The organism is bacterium (assembly GCA_040755755.1).
In the GTDB taxonomy this organism is placed as follows: domain Bacteria; phylum SZUA-182; class SZUA-182; order DTGQ01; family DTGQ01; genus DTGQ01.
The window spans coordinates 129,165-147,858 of record JBFLZW010000054.1 but is presented as its reverse complement, the minus strand read 5'-3'; the positions used below and the strand labels follow the sequence as shown (position 1 = coordinate 147,858).

The 18,694-nt window shown below is 48.6% G+C and carries 28 protein-coding genes; all 28 read right to left on the bottom strand.

Features of this window, described 5'->3' with window-relative positions:
* Nucleotides 1-227: 227 nt before the first annotated feature.
* Nucleotides 228-1,229 (bottom strand): hypothetical protein, encoded by a 1,002-nt coding sequence (locus AB1611_16565; protein MEW6381202.1) that lies wholly within the window; start codon nucleotides 1,227-1,229, stop codon nucleotides 228-230.
* Between the two features lie 548 nt (nucleotides 1,230-1,777).
* Nucleotides 1,778-1,993: a DUF2281 domain-containing protein gene (locus tag AB1611_16560; protein ID MEW6381201.1), complete on the bottom strand. Its 216-nt coding sequence runs from the start codon at nucleotides 1,991-1,993 to the stop codon at nucleotides 1,778-1,780.
* A 79-nt stretch (nucleotides 1,994-2,072) separates the two neighbouring features.
* A complete protein-coding gene (locus AB1611_16555) occupies nucleotides 2,073-2,312 on the bottom strand; it encodes a DUF433 domain-containing protein (GenBank protein ID MEW6381200.1) in 240 nt (79 codons plus the stop codon).
* 54 nt (nucleotides 2,313-2,366) lie between these two features.
* Entirely contained in the window at nucleotides 2,367-2,786 is a 420-nt protein-coding gene (locus tag AB1611_16550) for a HEPN domain-containing protein (protein MEW6381199.1), read from the bottom strand.
* A complete protein-coding gene (locus tag AB1611_16545; GenBank protein ID MEW6381198.1) occupies nucleotides 2,783-3,103 on the bottom strand; it encodes a nucleotidyltransferase domain-containing protein in 321 nt (106 codons plus the stop codon). The genes AB1611_16550 and AB1611_16545 overlap by 4 nt, the downstream gene beginning before the upstream one ends.
* Nucleotides 3,104-3,187: 84 nt before the next feature.
* Complete coding sequence (locus AB1611_16540) at nucleotides 3,188-3,520, bottom strand: nucleotidyltransferase domain-containing protein (GenBank protein MEW6381197.1); 333 nt, start codon at nucleotides 3,518-3,520, stop codon at nucleotides 3,188-3,190.
* 21 nt (nucleotides 3,521-3,541) lie between these two features.
* The gene (locus AB1611_16535) at nucleotides 3,542-4,237 is read right to left on the bottom strand and encodes a class I SAM-dependent methyltransferase (protein ID MEW6381196.1); all 696 of its coding nucleotides are present in this window, start codon (nucleotides 4,235-4,237) and stop codon (nucleotides 3,542-3,544) included.
* A 23-nt stretch (nucleotides 4,238-4,260) separates the two neighbouring features.
* Nucleotides 4,261-4,557 carry a type II toxin-antitoxin system RelE/ParE family toxin gene (locus AB1611_16530; GenBank protein ID MEW6381195.1) on the bottom strand — a complete coding sequence of 99 codons (297 nt, stop codon included), beginning with the start codon at nucleotides 4,555-4,557 and terminating at the stop codon, nucleotides 4,261-4,263.
* On the bottom strand, nucleotides 4,544-4,783 hold the full coding sequence (locus AB1611_16525; GenBank protein MEW6381194.1) for an addiction module protein: 240 nt from the start codon (nucleotides 4,781-4,783) through the stop codon (nucleotides 4,544-4,546). The genes AB1611_16530 and AB1611_16525 overlap by 14 nt, the downstream gene beginning before the upstream one ends.
* 74 nt (nucleotides 4,784-4,857) lie before the next feature.
* A complete protein-coding gene (locus AB1611_16520; GenBank protein ID MEW6381193.1) occupies nucleotides 4,858-5,049 on the bottom strand; it encodes a hypothetical protein in 192 nt (63 codons plus the stop codon).
* Nucleotides 5,050-5,125: 76 nt separating this feature from the next.
* Nucleotides 5,126-5,884 carry an AAA family ATPase gene (locus AB1611_16515; GenBank protein ID MEW6381192.1) on the bottom strand — a complete coding sequence of 253 codons (759 nt, stop codon included), beginning with the start codon at nucleotides 5,882-5,884 and terminating at the stop codon, nucleotides 5,126-5,128.
* A 292-nt stretch (nucleotides 5,885-6,176) separates the two neighbouring features.
* Complete coding sequence (locus AB1611_16510; protein MEW6381191.1) at nucleotides 6,177-6,431, bottom strand: type II toxin-antitoxin system HicB family antitoxin; 255 nt, start codon at nucleotides 6,429-6,431, stop codon at nucleotides 6,177-6,179.
* Between the two features lie 6 nt (nucleotides 6,432-6,437).
* A complete protein-coding gene (locus tag AB1611_16505; GenBank protein MEW6381190.1) occupies nucleotides 6,438-6,653 on the bottom strand; it encodes a type II toxin-antitoxin system HicA family toxin in 216 nt (71 codons plus the stop codon).
* Nucleotides 6,654-6,875: 222 nt separating this feature from the next.
* Nucleotides 6,876-7,283, bottom strand: coding sequence for a hypothetical protein (locus AB1611_16500; protein ID MEW6381189.1), 408 nt, complete (start codon nucleotides 7,281-7,283; stop codon nucleotides 6,876-6,878).
* A 94-nt stretch (nucleotides 7,284-7,377) separates the two neighbouring features.
* Complete coding sequence (locus tag AB1611_16495) at nucleotides 7,378-8,217, bottom strand: FAD/NAD(P)-binding protein (GenBank protein ID MEW6381188.1); 840 nt, start codon at nucleotides 8,215-8,217, stop codon at nucleotides 7,378-7,380.
* Nucleotides 8,218-8,229: 12 nt separating this feature from the next.
* Nucleotides 8,230-9,246 carry a 4Fe-4S dicluster domain-containing protein gene (locus tag AB1611_16490; protein ID MEW6381187.1) on the bottom strand — a complete coding sequence of 339 codons (1,017 nt, stop codon included), beginning with the start codon at nucleotides 9,244-9,246 and terminating at the stop codon, nucleotides 8,230-8,232.
* Nucleotides 9,247-9,456: 210 nt separating this feature from the next.
* Nucleotides 9,457-10,431: a 4Fe-4S dicluster domain-containing protein gene (locus AB1611_16485; GenBank protein MEW6381186.1), complete on the bottom strand. Its 975-nt coding sequence runs from the start codon at nucleotides 10,429-10,431 to the stop codon at nucleotides 9,457-9,459.
* A 35-nt stretch (nucleotides 10,432-10,466) separates the two neighbouring features.
* Entirely contained in the window at nucleotides 10,467-10,943 is a 477-nt protein-coding gene (locus AB1611_16480; GenBank protein MEW6381185.1) for a hydrogenase iron-sulfur subunit, read from the bottom strand.
* A complete protein-coding gene (locus AB1611_16475; protein ID MEW6381184.1) occupies nucleotides 10,940-15,379 on the bottom strand; it encodes an FAD-dependent oxidoreductase in 4,440 nt (1,479 codons plus the stop codon). The genes AB1611_16480 and AB1611_16475 overlap by 4 nt, the downstream gene beginning before the upstream one ends.
* Nucleotides 15,380-15,386: 7 nt before the next feature.
* On the bottom strand, nucleotides 15,387-15,920 hold the full coding sequence (locus AB1611_16470; GenBank protein MEW6381183.1) for a 4Fe-4S dicluster domain-containing protein: 534 nt from the start codon (nucleotides 15,918-15,920) through the stop codon (nucleotides 15,387-15,389).
* A gap of 171 nt (nucleotides 15,921-16,091) precedes the next feature.
* Nucleotides 16,092-16,301, bottom strand: a complete 210-nt coding sequence (locus AB1611_16465; GenBank protein ID MEW6381182.1) for a type II toxin-antitoxin system HicB family antitoxin — start codon at nucleotides 16,299-16,301, stop codon at nucleotides 16,092-16,094.
* Nucleotides 16,294-16,554, bottom strand: a complete 261-nt coding sequence (locus AB1611_16460; GenBank protein ID MEW6381181.1) for a type II toxin-antitoxin system HicA family toxin — start codon at nucleotides 16,552-16,554, stop codon at nucleotides 16,294-16,296. The genes AB1611_16465 and AB1611_16460 overlap by 8 nt, the downstream gene beginning before the upstream one ends.
* Nucleotides 16,555-16,646: 92 nt before the next feature.
* Nucleotides 16,647-16,826, bottom strand: coding sequence for a hypothetical protein (locus AB1611_16455; GenBank protein MEW6381180.1), 180 nt, complete (start codon nucleotides 16,824-16,826; stop codon nucleotides 16,647-16,649).
* Nucleotides 16,827-16,892: 66 nt separating this feature from the next.
* Complete coding sequence (locus AB1611_16450) at nucleotides 16,893-17,108, bottom strand: nucleotidyltransferase domain-containing protein (protein MEW6381179.1); 216 nt, start codon at nucleotides 17,106-17,108, stop codon at nucleotides 16,893-16,895.
* A 133-nt stretch (nucleotides 17,109-17,241) separates the two neighbouring features.
* Nucleotides 17,242-17,637 (bottom strand): DUF6516 family protein, encoded by a 396-nt coding sequence (locus tag AB1611_16445; GenBank protein ID MEW6381178.1) that lies wholly within the window; start codon nucleotides 17,635-17,637, stop codon nucleotides 17,242-17,244.
* A complete protein-coding gene (locus tag AB1611_16440) occupies nucleotides 17,609-17,905 on the bottom strand; it encodes a hypothetical protein (GenBank protein ID MEW6381177.1) in 297 nt (98 codons plus the stop codon). Before AB1611_16440 ends, AB1611_16445 begins: the two co-directional genes overlap by 29 nt.
* A gap of 158 nt (nucleotides 17,906-18,063) precedes the next feature.
* Nucleotides 18,064-18,327, bottom strand: a complete 264-nt coding sequence (locus tag AB1611_16435) for a hypothetical protein (protein MEW6381176.1) — start codon at nucleotides 18,325-18,327, stop codon at nucleotides 18,064-18,066.
* The gene (locus tag AB1611_16430; GenBank protein MEW6381175.1) at nucleotides 18,324-18,554 is read right to left on the bottom strand and encodes a hypothetical protein; all 231 of its coding nucleotides are present in this window, start codon (nucleotides 18,552-18,554) and stop codon (nucleotides 18,324-18,326) included. Before AB1611_16430 ends, AB1611_16435 begins: the two co-directional genes overlap by 4 nt.
* Nucleotides 18,555-18,694 lie beyond the last annotated feature (140 nt).

The following is an 18,694-nucleotide window of genomic DNA, read 5'->3' as shown; positions in this document are numbered from 1 at the left end:
GTGATCTGAGCCTTTTTCAGCTCGGCTTACGCTTCTATAATTATCTATTGAACCAGGAATTACCTATCCCTGTATTATTTTATCATGCCTTTGAGGCAAGATTATGAAAATGTGTCCGGTAGTGAGAGAACTTGATAACTAACTATATAAAAATATCTATAATCATAAAAAATCGCAGGTATACTCCTCTCCCTAAAAATTCTCAAAATTGACAACTTGATAGCGCACTATTTAGGCTGCTCTTCAATGAGAGGATTCAATCCTTTTTCCTTGACAAAAGATTTAATTGCCCAAAAAGCTCTATCAGACAGTTTATGCCCGGGCGAAAATAGAGCGTATGAAAGTAACTTCTCTTTACCATATTCTATCGAGACCCATTTAATAGGTGATAATCCAAATGTAACATAAGAAATAGTTTTAATATCTGAAAGCATAATAGTAATGTCTTTCTTTTTCCCTTCAAATTCTATTGAATTTTCAGTTACCCTTAAAACACCATTGTCTAGTTTATTAAATGGCCAATACGATAGTTTGGGTCCAGGAAAATACTGACTAGGAAAAGTGAATTTTCTAGGAACAGGAACGATAGTATTACAATTACATTTAAAATTATTGTAATTTTCTAATGAGATGGGAGCATAAACGTCCTCTTTTATTTCAAAATTATAGTAGGGTGTTATCTGTTGAAACTCATTTTTCCACGTTTCATCAATGAATTGCAGTGTAATTTTAACTGGTGTGATCATGCCATCAATAACCTCTACTGTTACTTTCTTGTCTTTGCAAATAAGCCTTTCTGGGGGTGACAGGCTTGAAGGAAGAGCATTGAAGATAGAAGCACGAAGGAGTTCGAATCCTGTAATCAATGGTTCAAATTTTATGATAAAAGTATGTAATCCTGGTTCAATAAAAAATCTGCTATTAATGGTTTTCCTGCTCTTATCAACCCCGGTCCAACCTGTCCATTCTTTTTTATTATTTAGAAAGTGATAGATAAAAAAACTCCACTCTCGGTTGTTATCTTTCTCCGCGAAAAATTCCACATACCCTCTTGGCAAGTTTTGGGTAACTTTCTCTATAACTAATGTCTTGCGTCCACAAAGGCCATCTATTTTTGGAACTGATACCTTTTTTGAACCACAACCAATTGTTATAAACACTAAAAAGATAACGAAAGCAGGAGATCGCCATATCCTTAGCTTCGAAAGATGCAATTCTTGGTAGACCATACTTCTTCTCCTCAGTTTTTTAAGTCAACTACCACCGCCAAAGGCGGTGGCATGTAGTTATTGGCCCTGGAAGGGCCTTGTAGTAGATAGGTTTTTCTATCACCTCATGGTGTAGTGCATAAACCTATTGATTTAACCTACAGGTACTTTCCAAATGGATTGTGCTGTTTTTTAGCCCTCACAGGCAACTTTTTTCCCAAATGGCGATTGCTGAAACACAACAATTTTGGGGAGTGAGTAACCTGATTAATGTACCGGTAGAACCTTTTTTACGGTACCACTACCAGAGGTAGTGGTTTAAGCCGATTAATAAATAACCCAAGTTGCTAGCAGTTTGTAGTAAAGAATACATGTCTCCAATTCTCCTTAGTGTAAGAGGCCAGATGAGATAGAAGCTCTCTATAAGGCGCAGTATTAACATAGGGCTTGTCCATTTCAGCTCGTATGCTATCTTCAATTGCCAAACCATATGCTACAGAAGCACCTCTACCAAAAAACCAAATACATTTATTCATAAGCCTTACACTCTATCCCTACTGATAAAGAGTTCATGAATGAAATCTCAATGCCTTATGCTGGAGCTCTACGGAAGTATATTTGTCCTTCAGGTCCGATAAACCACCTTCCCAATCAAATCTAAACTTTCTCTTTTCTGGTGGTCTCTTGCCATATTTTTGCAAGAGGAATTCTATGTAATCCAAGACTTCCTTCTTCAAGTCTTCAGGTAATTCCTCTAACTTAGCTTTGATTATTTGATCTTCCATTGTTTCACCCTGCCTCACACAATCGGCATATGCTAGCCTGCGCTGGCCAAGGGAAAGTTCTCACTAGCCAGAAACTGCATTATTTCGGTTCGGACGGAATAGCATAAAGGGCTTCTTCACTCATACACTCTGCGGCAAGAGCGAATACTGCCTGAAGTGCTTCAGAGGTGAGCGTAGGATAATTTTCCGATACTTGCTGCTCCGTCCATCCGGCGGCAAAGAGTCGGAGGATAAATTCCACAGCCAGTCGAGTTCCCTTAACAATCGGCTTGCCCATCAGAACTTCCGGGTCTGAATGAATATACTGCCGCCAATCTATTTCTACTCTCCCTTGCATGTCTCTCGTCTCACCTGCTCTTTCATAAGCTACTCTTCAACCACCATCAATTGTTAAGTACCCAGTAGAATGTAAGTAAGCCTCAGCAGCAGAGATAAAGGTTTTGGCATCGTCCAAAGCTTCTTGGGTGGTCATCTTGTCTATGTCAGCCAATTCGCCATAATCATATCTTTGACGGCGGTCGAAAGCCATCCGTAAAGATCGAGAAAGATCACGGGAAAATAGACCTGTTCTCACAAATTCTCGATCAAAAAGGCCCAATGCTCCACTATGCCTGGATGTGCCAAGTTGCCGGGTAGCTAATAGGGCCAGTAAAGCATAAAACATAGCATAATAAGCCCGGCTAACCGCACCGCGCAAAGCTGATTGCTCAAAAAGAATTTCTGCTTCCCGCAATGTCTCGTGAGCCTGTTTAATACGATAGCGCAGAAGCGATTCAAGCTGATCCGATTTCACACCCGGACACCTTCCTGCTCAATCTTGAGAATGAGCGGGTTTGCAGCCATAGGCCCATTTTCGAGCTGGTCAGGGGTAGCCACAATAGTAGAGATGATCCGGTCCATCTCAAAACCCACCTCCCATGCTATTTCAGATATACGCTGGCGCATCATGGGCGTGATTGTCTCAACCACGATAAATACGTCTAAATCCGATTCCACGCTCGCTTCACCTCGTGCCCGCGAACCAAAAACAAGCAGGTCAAGTACAGGCACAATGGCTTTCAACCGCTGATGAAACTCACTGGCGATCTTGCAATCTTCTTCGCTCAACATGAGAAAGCCTCTCCACGCATTTTCAGGAAACGAGGTGACTCTGAAGATACTTTGTTGCTCTTTCAATGAGGGATTTAACCTCCTTCATACTACGAAACCCTCTTTTCGGATGTTCATCAACAGTGGGCTTTTCACGCTCAGGTAATCCTCTTCGGATACCGGATAAACTGCTATCAACACCGTATACTTGAGATTCAGATCCGTGATGATGTCTATCATTCGATCTATTTCTCTTCCTGGCTGTATCTGTCCTTTAAGAATAACAGCCAGATCAATATCAGAATCTTCCGTCCCTTCATTCCTTGCCCAGGAACCGTAGAGTATGACATCCTTCAGCCTCTCGCCGTAGAGTTTTCCAATCTCTGCTTTGAATTCTCTTACGATATCGTTAGTTCTTGCTATTTGTTGCGCTTTCATAACCACTTATTTCACTATCAGTCAGCCACTTTTTGGCTTTTGTCCCCCGTAGACGGCAAAATTAAAATATTTCCAAACTACATCCACAGAAGAAAAGCCTATCTCCCTGAGCCATGCTATCTGCTCGATAAGCGTTGCCGGCCGATCCTCCTCATAATATTTCGGAATCCATTTCTTTTCGATTTCTTCCTCAGATGCTTCCCGGTTCATAAAGGCTTTCCACTTTCGCAAATACATATCCTGAAGGTAATCACTCGATCCAAGGACTATATCCGCATTATAAAAGACTCCCCCAGGTCTGAGATTTTCATAGATATTGCCGTAGAATGCCTTTTTATCCTCATTGGTTTCCAAATGATGGAGGGCAAGGGATGAAACTGCCACATCATAAGTACGATCGAACTCATAGTCGCAAAAATTTCCAACCTGGAAGCATATATCATCAGCATAATCAGCCAGCTTCATGCGGGCCATTTCGATCATGTTGTGAGCAAGATCAATACAGGTGATCCGGGCACAGGGGTGAGCATCTTTAATGGCCTTTCCGACAGTAGCCGTCCCGCATCCAAGGTCAATAACATCTATTGGCTCAAGTCTCGCAAATGGAATCGCAGCCACCAGGCTCTCGACCATCTGGAAATAATATGGAATGAGCTTTTGTACTATCTGGTCAAACTCTCTGGCTTCCGCCTCGAAGTGCTGTTTTATCTTTTCCATGGTAAATATGCCATATCAATATCCTAAAATTTTCTATCTCGCCAATACCCTGGTCTTCGTCGTAAATGAGCAATGGCCAGCACTTGAATTTTCACATCGTCATGCCGATATACAATAGCAAAAGGGAACCTGTGAACAAGGAAACTGCGGGTTTCCCCTATATAAACTGGCCATCTATCCGGTGACTCTTGAATTACAGAAATAGCATGTTCGACTTCATCTAAAAGTGCATCACCAAGTCCCCTGGTCTGATTTTCGTACCAGGAAATGGCCTGATCTAATTCGGCATACGCCTGGGGATGAAGCTCAACCCGCCTCACGGGACTTCTTCCTTAAACGATCCCGAACTTCCTCCCACGGGATACAGACTACTTCCCCCTTCTCAATCTCTGCAATTCGTTGCTGTATTTCTTGCTGCCATAGAACCTCAACGTCATGATCTGTTTGAACATCCAGACTTAATATAAGGCGTTCTGCAATAGCAGCACGATCTTTGGGTGGCATCTCCAGAGCTTGCTCTAGTATTTTTTCAACGGTTGTATCCATATCCTCTCCTCCTGTATTATCAGGATTGAAGTGTATTACATAGCCCTGAGCGTTTTGCGCTGCCGACAATATTTTCAGGATGCTTTTCGAACACTGTTCACGACTTTCGCTATTCTCAGGCTTACCTCTGAAGCACCGTCAGGCACATGCTTTTTGAAAACACCCAATTTCAGCGCTTCCTGATGAAGCTCGCTGACGATTTTGAGATTTTTCATAAAATCTGCCTTTTCGCTTCGGACAAGTTCCTTCTCAAATTCCTCTAACATCTTGACATCTCTTATCATATCACGTTCTTGCCTTCATTCATATGACCTTAATTCAGCAATCTTAAGCCAATTCAGCCTAATCCCCCATCAATTCAGCCATTATCTCCGACACCCGCTGAACAGCCACGGAGGTATCGGGCAAAGTAACCAGGGGCTTTCCTTCAAGGTCGTAGAGAACGATCATCTCATCAGCGGGGATGGTGCCTAAAAACTGGACTTTCATTCCGGCAATCTCGGCGTTGAAGGCATCGGGCAGGCCGTTGAGCGACCGGTTCACTATAAGGAATTTTTTCCGTATTGCCAGTTGCAGCTCCTCGATAATGTCCAGAATCCGCTGCACCGTCCGAAGGCCGCGCATGGTTTCATCCGTGGCGATGATCAGCGCATCAACATCCTGGGTTGTTCTCCGGCTCAAATGCTCAAGTCCAGCCTCATTGTCCATGATAACGTAGCGATAGCTTTCACTGATCTTCTCACTGTACTTGCGGATCAGGTGATTGGCATAGCAATAGCAGCCAGGACCTTCCGGCCTGCCCATGGACATGAGGTCATAGCCGCGCCCCTCCACCAGGGTCTCGTGAATCCTCTGCTCGATGTACTGCTCCTTGGTCACTCCCATCGGCAGGGCCTTGACTTCATCCATGGCTTTCTCCCGAAGATGGCCCACCGATATTCCCTTTTCCATTCCCAGAACCTCGTGAAGATTGGCATTGGCATCAGCATCAACAGCCAGGACCGGAGAGAGTCCATTCTTCACCAGGTAACGGATCATCAGACCGCACAGGGTCGTTTTCCCCGTCCCGCCTTTTCCGGCTACTGCAATTGTATAACCCATCGTGGTGATTTATCCTTTCTGATTTTACTGGTCATTTATTCCAGATGGCTATTATTCAAATATTCCTATCTTTTGATGAGAGCATCCACTATCTCCCTTACAGGGAGAGCCTCCTCTCCTCCCCCTTGAGGGGGGAGGCTGGGTGGGGGTGATGGTTATTCTCACCATACTCACTGAGAAAAGGAACATGGGGAACATCTGTCTCTTATTACTCAGGCTTACTGTATATTCTCTCCAATTTGCTTGCAGATGAAACTCCTCAATGTCGTTCGTGTAGCAATGCATATCAACCTTAAATAGCCACCATCTCTTGTTCATTTTGAATAATAATTTTGGGATTGGGATTCTTAGGAGGAACAGGCAGCCCCTTTTCTATTAACAGGCTGACATGCTCTCTCATTCCCCATTTTGCTTTGTAAATGCAATCTTCGATAGAATTTCCTATGCCAGTAAAGCCTTCTAACTCTGGAGAATAAAATCCAAAGTAGTCAGGCTCTTGAGTAGCCTCGATTATTAAGGAGTACTCCAATTCAATCATTTCTACCATACCCCCTTAATTTTTTATACCTGCCGCCTTGAGGATAGCATGACAAGTACCTACAGGAACTTCCTTTGATCCATGATAATCCACTCGAATAAACCTATCTCCCCCAGGCTTACTGTAGTATCTTACAGAGCCCTTTTCTTTTACAAGCCTGAATCCATTCTCTTCTAACAATCTGATCAATTCACTAAATTTCACTTGGCTCCCCGCGCCATTAATACACATCCAGTTAGCATCACAAACAGATTGTGGTATGAAATTTGGCGGAGCAAAAGCCCCACTTTATATTTGCTTAAATTATGATGACTTATGACACATATTATATGTAAAAGTATACCACCCTTAGTGCATAGTGCAAAGTACACCTACAGTTGACATTGGCAACCAGGAGGATTTGGTGGGGCACAAGCCCCACCCTACATTTGCTGAGGTTAGTGAAAAGACCGATCATTTGAGCCCCTTTTCACTTGTTTCCACATCATGAAGGAATAACGGGGTAGATGCTTCCCGACAACTTGTACTGGCATCATTACTTGATAGACTATCTTTACGCATATTTAGGCACATTGATATAAAGAGTTCTTTTCGTTCAGGAGTATCCAGGACTCCACCCTGGTGATAAAACTTTGCAAGAGACTGGATAACTGGTTCTGATCCGTAAATTAGAATTCTTGCACGTGCGTCAGCCATCGGTATTCCGTATTCCTGTTGAGTCTTTGTATCACCTTTCTTCTGTGCAATTGCTAGTCCTGCAGCTCCCCGTATATAGTCTACATATGCCTGGGTTCTAAGAGTCTGCTGATTTTTCTGTTCCTCAGAAACCCTGGAAAACCAATACTGCAAAATTGCCCCCAAGGAGCACTCCCATCATTGGGAGAACAGCATTTACCCCTAATGGCATCGATTTACCTCTCAGAAACGCGCTGCCGCTACAAACTTGTATGTAATCTCAATACTCCTGCGGCATATTCTGCAATTCCGCGTAGGTAAAGACCGGGCCATCCTTGCACACGTACTTGCTGCCGATATTGCACCGTCCGCACTTGCCGATTCCGCACTTCATTCTCATTTCGAGGGAATTCAGGATCTTGTCCGCTGCAAAGCCAAGCTCGAAGAGAATGGGAATGGTGAACTTGATCATGATCGGCGGGCCGCAGACCAGGGCAATGGCATCCTTGGCGCTGGGGGCAACCTGCTTGACTACAGCCGGGACAAAACCTTCTCTCCCCTCCCAGCCGGGCTCGCCCTTGTCCACAGTGATGTGGACATTCATGTCCTTCCGTGAAGCCCAGGCTTGCAGCTCCTGCCGGTAAATAAGGTCACCTGGTGTTCTGGCGCCGTAAATGACGGTAATATCTCCGTAATCTTTCCTGCGCTCATCGCCCATCAGGTAAACGGCCAGAGCCCGCAGGGTGGTGAAGGCGAATCCGCCTCCTACAATTACGATATTCCTGCCCTTGAGCTCCTCCATCGGAAAGCCGTTGCCGTACGGCCCCCGCAGGCCAACGATCCGGCCGGGGGAGGAATTGTGGAGCTCCCTGGTCACCACTCCCATCCTTTTGACCGTGAACATCACCATATCACCTTCCGTGGGTGAAGAGGCAATGCCGATGGGGATTTCTCCCGATCCGGCAATGGATATTTCGGCAAACTGGCCCGGATGATAGGCAAATGCCTGCCGGTCCTGCGGGTTGACAAAAGAAAAGACAAAGCTCTTGATGTCTTTTCCTGCGGTCTCATCAATAACCTTTTCTATCCTGACCCTCTTAGGCAGATAGGGATTTTCCATGCTCTCTCACCTCTACTTCACGCTGTAAGCTGATACAATCTGTCTGATATCCATATTGACCGGACATTCCCTGATGCATCTGCCACAGCCGACACAGGCGACCTGTCCGTTATTGACCTTAAAGTAATTGAACTTGTGCATGACTCTCTGCCTCACCCGCTCTTTGCCGCAGGGCCTCGGATTGTGGCCGGAGGTATGAAGCGTAAACAGCGGGAACTGGCAGGAATCCCACAGCCTTACCCGCCTTCCCTGGCCGCTGCGGTTCTCATCCTGGATATCGAAACAGTGACAGGTGGGACAGACAAAGGCGCAGGTGGCACAGCCGAGGCATTTCTCGTAAATCTTCTGCCAGAGTGAATCATCGAATGATGACGATAACTTATCTGCAACCTCATCTGCTGAAAAAACGGGAGGGAGCTTTGAGAGAGCCTTTTCCCCCTGCTCCTGAGCCCTGGCCAGATCATCCTGTCCGGCCTCCTCGATATGGGGCAGTTGAGCCATCAACTCCCGCCCCCGGCTGGTCACCGGCCTGACCAGGTACCGGTCCCCAAGATTCTGCCAGAGCATATCCATCCCGGCAGTATCCGAAGGGTTCCCGCCGGTCGAGGTACAAAAGCAGGTGCTCTGCGGCTCGTTGCAGGCCAGGCCGATCACTGTTTTGCTTTTTCGCTTCTCCAGGTAATAGACATCATGATATTGCCGCTCGTCGAAGATGGGGTCCAAAAGGGCCAGCGCCCTGGAATCACAGGGCCGGATTCCCACTATAAAGCCCGGCTTTGCTTCTCTTGGCGGCTCGAAGGTCTTGTGACCTTCCTTCTCATAGGTAAAAAGTACCTCAGTCTGCGGGAAGAAGCATCCCTTGGGGCTGAGCTTGCTGTTGGCATAATCAAGGCAGGCAGCATCGGCAGATGACAGCGGGGAGAAGACAAGGTAATCATCCTTCCTGACCGGAGCAATCACCTCACCCACCTGCATCAGAGCCTCGATGACGGCCTTGATATTCGTCTTTTTGATAATTCCGGTATCCATTCTCTGATTCCTATCTTTCGTTTATCTTACCCAAGTTTCTCGTCTCAGGAATTTGGTGGGGCAAAAGCCCCACCCTCCATTTTTGAAATACATGAGAAATACATAACCACGTAAACACAGCAGCCATTCTCCTCTACTCTCCCCCTGCTCCCCTCTGTGTACCTCTGTGGTGTCCTTTGCCTTTGCATTTGCATTTCTTCCGTATTTCCTTTACCTTTCAGTGATGCAGGTTTGCGGATCATCCACCCTGTAGGCACCGAGGGCTGGCATCTCGTCCGGATTCAATCCCGGAACATACTGATACAGCTCCTGGACCTCTTTCTGGAGCTTTTTATTGAGAAGCCGCAAATCGATGCCCATCGGGCAGGCCCGGCTGCAAGCGCCGCAATCCACGCACCGCCCGGCCAGATGAAAGGCACGCATGACATGATAGGCCAGAACATCCTCACTGGCCGTGGTCTTGCCAAACCATTGAGGCTGGGTCTGATCCACGATGCATTCCTGGCAATAGCATAACGGGCAGGCACTCTTGCAGGCATAGCAGCGGATGCACTTTTCAGCCATAGCCGCAAAATGCTGCCACCGCTCTTGACTGCTCAGGGCCTCGAATGACCGGACCTGCTCAAATTCATCCCTGGCATTATTGACATCCAGCTCCTGCACTCTCTGGCCGATAAAAAGGTCCGATACCGGCGCATTCCTGTGGGTGCAGGTCTGACAGGAGGCAGATAAAAGCTCCTGAATCCTGAGTTGCACTGATCCTCCATCTGCCATCTCCAGCACCAGAGAATCTCCGGCAAGAGAAAAGCCTTTGACCTTATCGACGTCCACCGCCAGGGCCAGCTTTTTCCGGTCAATGACACCAGAGCAGGGAAGCCCGATAATCATCAGCCGGTCGCGGCTGATCTGGTTTTCCTGCACGGCCACCACGGCAGCGCGGGCATCGCAGCCCTTGGCCATGATGCCGATTTTCTCTTTCCTCCTCGGCAGATAGACACTGAGGTTATTCTCGCAAAAAGGGTTCCAAACCAGCGTAGAAGCATCCTGCGGGGTGCGGATAAAAGCGGGGGTTGTCCGCACGGGGCAGGTTCCGGCCTGATAGCCGAGAATAAGATCAACCTTCCCCTCCCGCAGCAGCGATTCCGCCGTGGTTTGCATATTCCGGGTTATTTCCTCTGACCACATACGTTTTTTACTCCACTATGATCATGGTTATATCGTTATATCGCTTTAACGAGCTTTGTTGCCGGCCCAAGTTTCCTGACTTCATCCACCACATGCTTGACCAGACGTCCGAAATTTTCACCCTCGGCAGCCGAGACCCAGGAGAAAAATACCCTGCCCTTCTCCAGCCCGATATAATCCAGCAGACGATCGAATATCTCGAATTTCCGGCGCGCATAGTAATTGCCGCTGACATAGTGGCAGTCTCCCGGATGACAGCCGGAGACCAGCACCGCATCAGCTCCTGTTTGCAGGGCTTTCAGGATAAAGACCGGATTGATTCTCCCCGAACAGGGCACCCGGATGATACGGATATTCGGGGGATACTGAATCCGGCTGATACCGGCAAGGTCTGCTCCGGCATAACTGCACCAGTTGCAGAGAAAAGCCACAACTTTCGGCTGCCAGGATGCCGATGCCTCCTGACCGCCCTGTTCCACCTGGCTGCATAATCCTTCAGTCGTAGGGGTCATAAGGCCTCCATCATCTCAAATATCTGTTGATTGGTAAATCCCTTCACATCCAGTGCCCCGCAGCGGCAGGTGGCAGCACAGGCACCACACCCCTTGCACAGGGCCTCATTGACCTTGGCGCATCCTTCCTGCCGGTCCACCTCGATAGCCTTATAGGCACACACCAGCTCACACAGGCCGCAGGCAGTGCAGCGCTTCTTATCGACCTTGGCTGTCTGCCCCTGGGTCTCGATGGCTTTTTTGCTCAAAACCACCGAAGCCCTGGCCGCCGCAGCCTTGGCCTGGGCAATGCTCTCATCCAGCGACTTTGGCGCATGGGCCAGGCCGCAGACAAAAATGCCGTCCGTGGCAAAGTCCACCGGCCGCAGTTTCATGTGCGCTTCGAGGAAGAACCCATCTTCGTTCACCGGAACTTTCAGCATCTGGGCCAGGTCCTTGTTGCTCGAAGGGGCCAGAATCGCCGGTGCCAGCGCCAGAAGATCCGCTGACAGGAGAATCTGCCGGTTCAGGATCGGGTCCCTGGTCTGTATCCTGATGCTCCCTGTCCCGTTGGACGATACGGCAGGCTTTTCCTCCAGATCGTAGCGGATGAAGACTATGCCCTGACTCCGGGCCTTTTGGTAGTATTCCTCCCGCAGCCCATAGGTGCGGATATCGCGGTACAGGATATAGACATTGACCTTCGGGTTGATCTCCTTCAGGCGCAGGGCGTTCTTGATGCTCTGGGAGCAGCAGACGCGGCTGCAATACATTCTCCCCTCTTCCCGCGAGCCGACGCACTGAATCATGACCACATTCCGGCTGTTCATAACCAGCGGGTCTTTCCGGTCGATCAGGGCTTCAAGATCGTGGGCGGTTACCACCTTCGGGCTCTTTCCATATAAATACTCGGTTGGCGAAAGCTCCTGAGCGCCGGTAGCCACTACAATTGCCCCATGCTGGAAGGATATTTTCCTCCCCCGCGACTGAATGGTCGAGCTGAAATTGCCCATAAAGCCATTCACTTCGATCAATTCGGAATTCAGGTTCACCTGGATCATGGGATGACGGTTGACCCGATCGACCATGCCCTGCAAAAATGCGGGAAAATCACGCTCTCCGAGAGTAGAATAAATCTTTCTGGCCACACCGCCAAGTTGTGCTTCCTTTTCCACCAGATGGACATCAAAGCCCTGGTCAGCCAGAGACAGGGCCGCAGTCATGCCAGCCACACCCCCGCCGATGACCAGAGCAGCCGAGTTGACCGGCAAGGACATCCGCTTCAGCGGCTCGATCAGAGCAGCCTTATACACCGCCATCCTGACCAGGTCCTTGGCCTTCTCGGTGGCCTTCTCCTTCTCGAACATGTGCACCCAGGAGCACTGGTCGCGGATATTGGCCATCTCGAAGAGATAGGGGTTGAGCCCCGCCTCCCGGATGGTTGCCTGGAAGAGCGGCTCATGGGTCCTGGGCGAGCAGGAGGCGACAATGACCCGGTTCAGCCGGTATTCCCTGATGATCTCGACCATCTTCTGCTGGGTATCTTCCGAGCAGGTATAGAGATTGTCAGCCGCGTAGTAGACATAGGGAAGGGTCTGGGCATACTCTCTGACCTGCGGCACATTGACAAAGCCGCCGATGTTGATCCCGCAATGACAGACAAACACCCCGATCCGCGGGGGCTCACCGGCAACGTCCCGCTCCGGCGGATAGGTCTTTTCCGTAACCAGCGTGTTGCGGGCCGAAGACAGGAGGGCCGAAGCCTCACCTGCCGCCCCGCTGGCCTGCATGACCGTCTCCGGGATGTCCTTGGGACTGACGAAAGCTCCGCAGACATAAACACCAGGCCGGGAGGTCCGCAGGGGAGACAGGCTGTCCGTGCGGCAGAATCCGTACCGGTTCAGGTCCACATCCAGCCGCCGGGCCATCTCCTGAACGCTGCGGGGAGGCTCGAAGCCTACGGCCAGAATAACCAGGTCAAACCGCTCGTTGATCAGGCGGCCATCCTCGCGGATGTAGTTCAGGAGCAGGTCGCCGCTCTCGGAGTCCTGCTGAACCTCCGAAACCAGAGACTTGACGAACCTTACTCCGTACTCTTTTTCCGCCCGGTTGACGTACTTGTCAAAGTCCTTGCCGTAGGCCCTCATATCATTATAAAAGATGGTGGGCTCGATGGCACGCACATGCTCTCTGGCAATGACCGCTTCCTTAATGGAATACATGCAGCAGACCGAGGAGCAATAGTCATTGCTGCAGGAGGTATCGCGCGATCCGACACATTGAATGAAGGCAATGCGCTTTGGCTCCCGGTGGTCCGAGGGCCGGACGATGTGTCCCTTGTAAGGGCCGGAAGCGCTCAGAATGCGCTCAAACTCGATGCTGGAGACAACATTTGGAAAACGGCCATAACCAAAATTTGTCTTCAGGGTAGCGTCAAATTCCTCATACCCTGGAGCCAGAATCACGCTGCCGACTTCAAGCTCAAGGACCTCATCCCGCAGATCGTGATTGACAGCCCCGGCCTTGCAGGTAGCTACACATTCCATGCACTCCGAGCAAATCCCGCAATTCAGGCAGCGCCGGGCTTCCTCAAGGGCCATTTCCTCGGTCAGGCCAAGGTCAACTTCCCGGAAGCTTCCCCGCCGGTCATCCAGGGTAAGGCTGGGCATGTGAACTCGCTGTTTTGGCTCGACATCCCATCGATCCAGGTCAGGCTCTGCCCTGTCAAAAACCTCTTTCTCTCTCCCGGCGCGCATGTCCTCACCCTTGAGGAAGCGGTCGATGGAGACAGCCGCCTCGCGGCCATGAGCCATTGCCTCGACAGCGATGCCAGGCCCGGTCACTGACTCACCGGCAGCGAAGATTCCCGCGATATTGGTGGCCTTGGTGACCGCATCCACCTCCAGGCCGCCGGAGCGCGTGGTTTTGAATCCCGATCCCTCAGGCAGGAAGGAAAGGTCTGGCGACTGGCTCAAAGCCGGAATCACTGTATCCATCGGCATGACAAACTCGGAACCCGCAATGGGGACCGGCCTTCTGCGGCCCTGATTATCCGGCTCACCCAGCTCCATGCGCACGCACTTGAGGCCAATGACCCGTCCATTTTCGCCGAGAATCTCAACCGGCGCGGTCAGATAAACCAGCTTGATCCCTTCGAACTCGGCAGCCTCGATTTCGTCCGGCAGGGCTGGCATCTCAAGCCGCGTCCTGCGGTAGACGATAGTAACCTCGGAAGCCCCAAGCCGCCAGGCAGTTCTGGCCGCATCGATGGCCGTATTTCCGCCGCCGATGACCGCCACCCGCTGGCCGATCTCAACTTTCCGTCCCAGGTTGACCTCGCGCAAAAAGTCGGTGCAGTGAATGACTCCGGCAAACTTCTCCTCTCCGGGAACACCCAGCTTCAGGCTCTTGTGCGCACCCGTAGCCAATAGAATGGCCTTATACCCCTGGGCCTTCAGGTCATCACAGGTAAGATTGGGGCCAAGGGGTGAGCTCAGCCGGATTTCCACGCCTAACGATTTGATCGAGTCCACCTGCGCCTGCAAGACATCGCGCGGCAGACGGTATTCCGGAATTCCCACCGCCAGCATGCCTCCGGCAACCGGCAGGGCCTCGAAGATCGTGACCGGATAGCCTTTCAGGGCAAGATCATGAGCAGCCACCAGCCCGGCAGGCCCTGCGCCGATAATGGCCACTTTCTCGGAACGCTTTTCCGGTATTTCGGGAGCGGTCTGAAGGTTGTGGGCACAGACGTAATCTGCCACAAAGCGCTTCAAGGCGGCAATGGACAGCGGCTGATCGATCTCGCCGCGCTTGCAGGACTCCTCGCAGGGGTGAGCGCACACCCGTCCGCAGATGGCAGGCAGCGGATTGTCCCTGGTGATGAGATTATATGCCTGGGCGTATTTTTTATCTTTAATGAGTGCAATGTAGCCTTGAGCATTCTGTCCCAGCGGGCAGACGAGCTTGCAGGGGGATTTTCCGCGCTTGTCGATGGAGTAGCGGTTCGGTATGGCCTGGGCAAACGGCTTATAAATCGCCTTTCTGTTGGTCAGCTCCTGCTCGAATTCATTGGGCACTTCTACCGGACACTGCTTTTCGCAGTCGCCGCAGCCCGTGCATTTGCTCTCATCGACGTACCGGGAGTGCTTCAGCACCCTGACCCGAAAATTTCCCGCCTCACCCTCAAGCTGCTGAATTTCGGCATTGGTGATGATATTGATATTCTGGTGCCTTCCGGTATCCACCAGCTTGGGTGCCAAAATACACATAGAACAGTCATTTGTCGGAAAGGTCTTGTCGAGCTGGGCCATTACGCCGCCAATGCTCAATCCCCGCTCGACGAGGTAGACCTTGTATCCGGAATCCGCCAGATCGAGAGCCGACTGGACCCCGGCCACACCGCCGCCGACAACCATGACCGCTCCGACCTTCTTTTGATCAAAGTTAAGCCCCATGATCCCTTTACTCCTTTTGTAGTTTCTCAACAGCCGTCTTCAATAAACCTATCCGGTCGATGGGTCGGTCTTCTTTCTTCTGTGAAAAAATGGCCCGCACCATATGATGGCGCGCCTGCTGCGACAGACGGTCAATCTCGTCAATATGCTTGACAAAGGAGGGATGAACATACTTTTCCCGCACCGCCATGTCACGCAAAACCCCCATGATGTCAGTGAATTTCACGTTTTGCGGGCAGCGAGCATAGCAGGTGTAGCAGAGCGAACATAACCAGATCAGATTGGAAGACAAAACCTCCTCCTTCATGCCCAGTAAAACCATCCGGATCAACTTGCGGGGGTTGTACTCGTTCTCTACCTCCGTGGCCGGACATCCGGCAGTACAGATGCCGCACGAGAAACACAGCTTCAGATTCTCGCCCCCTGGTTGCTCGGAAACCTCATACTTGAACTTCGGATCCAGCTCCAAGACGTTGATTGGAGCATTTCCATCGCCTGCAGAATTTACTTTGATTGCAGAATTTTCTTTTTCTTCCGACACCGGTATTACCTACCCTCCTTTGTGAAAATGGCAAGGGATTGACGTATGCATATCCTTATGTATACCATTGACGTAATAAGTGCACTGCACCATAATTAATTACCTGCTCTGATTGCTGTTCCTAACCTGCCGAGATTATTTTTATGAGGCCGTGTACTCAGTACATCGCTATCAGGCAAATATTAAACGTCCCTTTGGTTGTGGAATCGAACGCCCTAACTCTTTTGCAGTTTCAATCCATTCCTGAACAATGACCTCGATATTGGAAAGCGCTTCCTGATGTGTCTTTCCATCAGCCATGCACCCGGGCAATTCTGGCACCTCGGCAATAAATGCCTCGTCTTCATCGCTCCAATATATGATAACTTCATATTTATTCATAATAACCATCTCCTAATTTATACCGGAAAATGATATTACGAACTTGCTTAACCTGATAATTCTTTGCCTTTCCTCCTTTGGGCTGCAAGTTCAGTATTTCCTCGACACCATTTTTAGTAAAAATATGGTGATCACCACGGATACGCTCATCAAAGCCCAGATGAATCAGTAACTGGCAGAGATCAGAAAATAGGATGTTATCATAGGATCTTCCAAGTAGTATTTGCTGCAAAAGTTTTTTATATTTGCTCATCCTCTGCGGCATCTCCTTTTATGATCCTTAATCACAAGGTTTTCTCAAAAGAACATAATAGAACAAACCGAAGACTTATATCAGATGGTATATTATTTATATGCCTTTTCGCGGATGTTTACATTATCAAACTGCCCCTTTAATCTAAAGGAGCGAACTTTGTCCTTTGCCTGTTGATCCCTTTTTATCAAATTGATTGCCTGGTAAACCCGATCCAACAAATTTTCCGGAAGCTCATCGATTTCTTTCTTTAACTGATCTTTGGTAATCATAACCTGTTCTCTTCCCATGCCCGAGTTCAAGGCTTCTCATAACACAATCGCCCTTCAGTTTTTGCCTTATAAATAAATAACAGTTCCTTTAACATCAGCCCATTCGGTAAAAGCCGCCTCACTTACAACTAAAATATCTACTGGAATACGCATTGGTCGTATCGCATCATGGAGACGAACCATCTCCGTTCGGCGGCTTTTGAGTGACTTTTCAACAACGAGAAAGTCTAAGTCAGACTGTTCGCGAGCCTCACCACGGGCATAAGATCCAAAAAGGTATATTTTCTGCGGATCCGCAGTCTCTACTAACGATCAACCGCCTTTCTGATTGTTTCTTCAGAGATCATGGATGAGCTTTTTGGTTTTGAGGTCGTCTTTGTGACCAAAATCATTGAATCGAACAGCATTGCTGGAATCACTTTTCTCTTCTCATCCTTACTACTATCCTTTGCCTCACAATAGTCAGAAACTCTCTTATTGCCTGTTCAGGTGTATCAGAAAGGGTGCTTTCTGTAACATTCTCCTGGGAGCCATCGTGGCAGTGTTTGGGAAAAGTTTTAACATACTCCCATCTCTTATGAGGTGCATTATCATGCCTGTAGAGCGTATCTCTTAGATACCTTTGCTCCCAATGAAATGAATACTCTCCTTCAAGAGAGTACCAGATATCTATGAAAGTATTATCAACAAGCTGCAACCGCAATTTTCTTGCTCTACCAGTATAACTGAATATGATATAGCTTTCTTTTATAATATCATCGTATTCGCTATTGGCTATCGCTCTAAGCTTGTTGTAACATTCTAAGATCATTATCTATTTCTCTAATTTCAGCCTCAATGTTTTTTATCTCAATCAGATCTTCCCACGCAGGATGTTCTGATACTGTACCTTCTCTGATTTTTTCTTCTAATTCTTCAACAGTTGTGACCTCATCATATCGCGCAAGTATTTCAAGCCTCTCAATCTGGAGATCTCTTTTTCTCTCTTGTATGGCCAGGGTGGAGCCATGCCGGATAAATTCATCAGGTGAACTCGAGTATTTTTTTGAAAGTTTTTCAATAGCTTCTATACTAGTCATAAGCAATCCGCTTTCTCGAACTTTTGGGCTATCTTGTAAGTCGCAGTTAATGCTTCCGCAATTTTCCTAATAATAAAGTTTGTTATAATTTCTTACGGTCGATAACTTACTGTAAATCAAAGTAATTAGGACAGAGTTCTACTCTTATGGCTAATCTCTCATCCAAAAAATCGCTCGTAATCATCGTGACTCCCCACCCAGAACCACGTCACCGTGTCTCCATCAAGAACCCCCAAGGCTCTGTATCCCAGTGTTACGCGGACTGCCCAGATACTTTCAGCTTGGTTGATGCACTTAAAACGTAACGAGGGGTGAAACGGGTCCTCTGCCCATAGGCGATATGCTTTTTTCACGATACCCTTGATGCTTTGATCAAGTTTATGGTATCTCTCCCAAAATGACGGCAGCGTCGCTGAATTCATAACTTCTCCAGGTCGAGAGGTGCCGCCCTGCCTTCAGCGATCTCTTTTCGAGCCTGCCGAGCGGCAGCGACCAACTTGCCTTGTGACTTGGAGAAAGATTCTCTCCATTTCATCTCTTCCCTAATGTCCTCAATGTAATCTCTCATATGATCGAGAACTCTCTCTTGAAGTTCTTCTGGAAGTGTCTCGATCATTTTCATCATTGTTGTACTTATTGCTGATGCCATTATCTATTCTCCTTGAGGCGAGGCGTAATCCGCCATTTTGTATCAATTGGCCACAACTTAGGCATTTTAAAAAAATACCATTCATAGCTGAGCTATGATATTGTATAGATTTTTTTTTGTGTTGTGAACCTACTCCATAT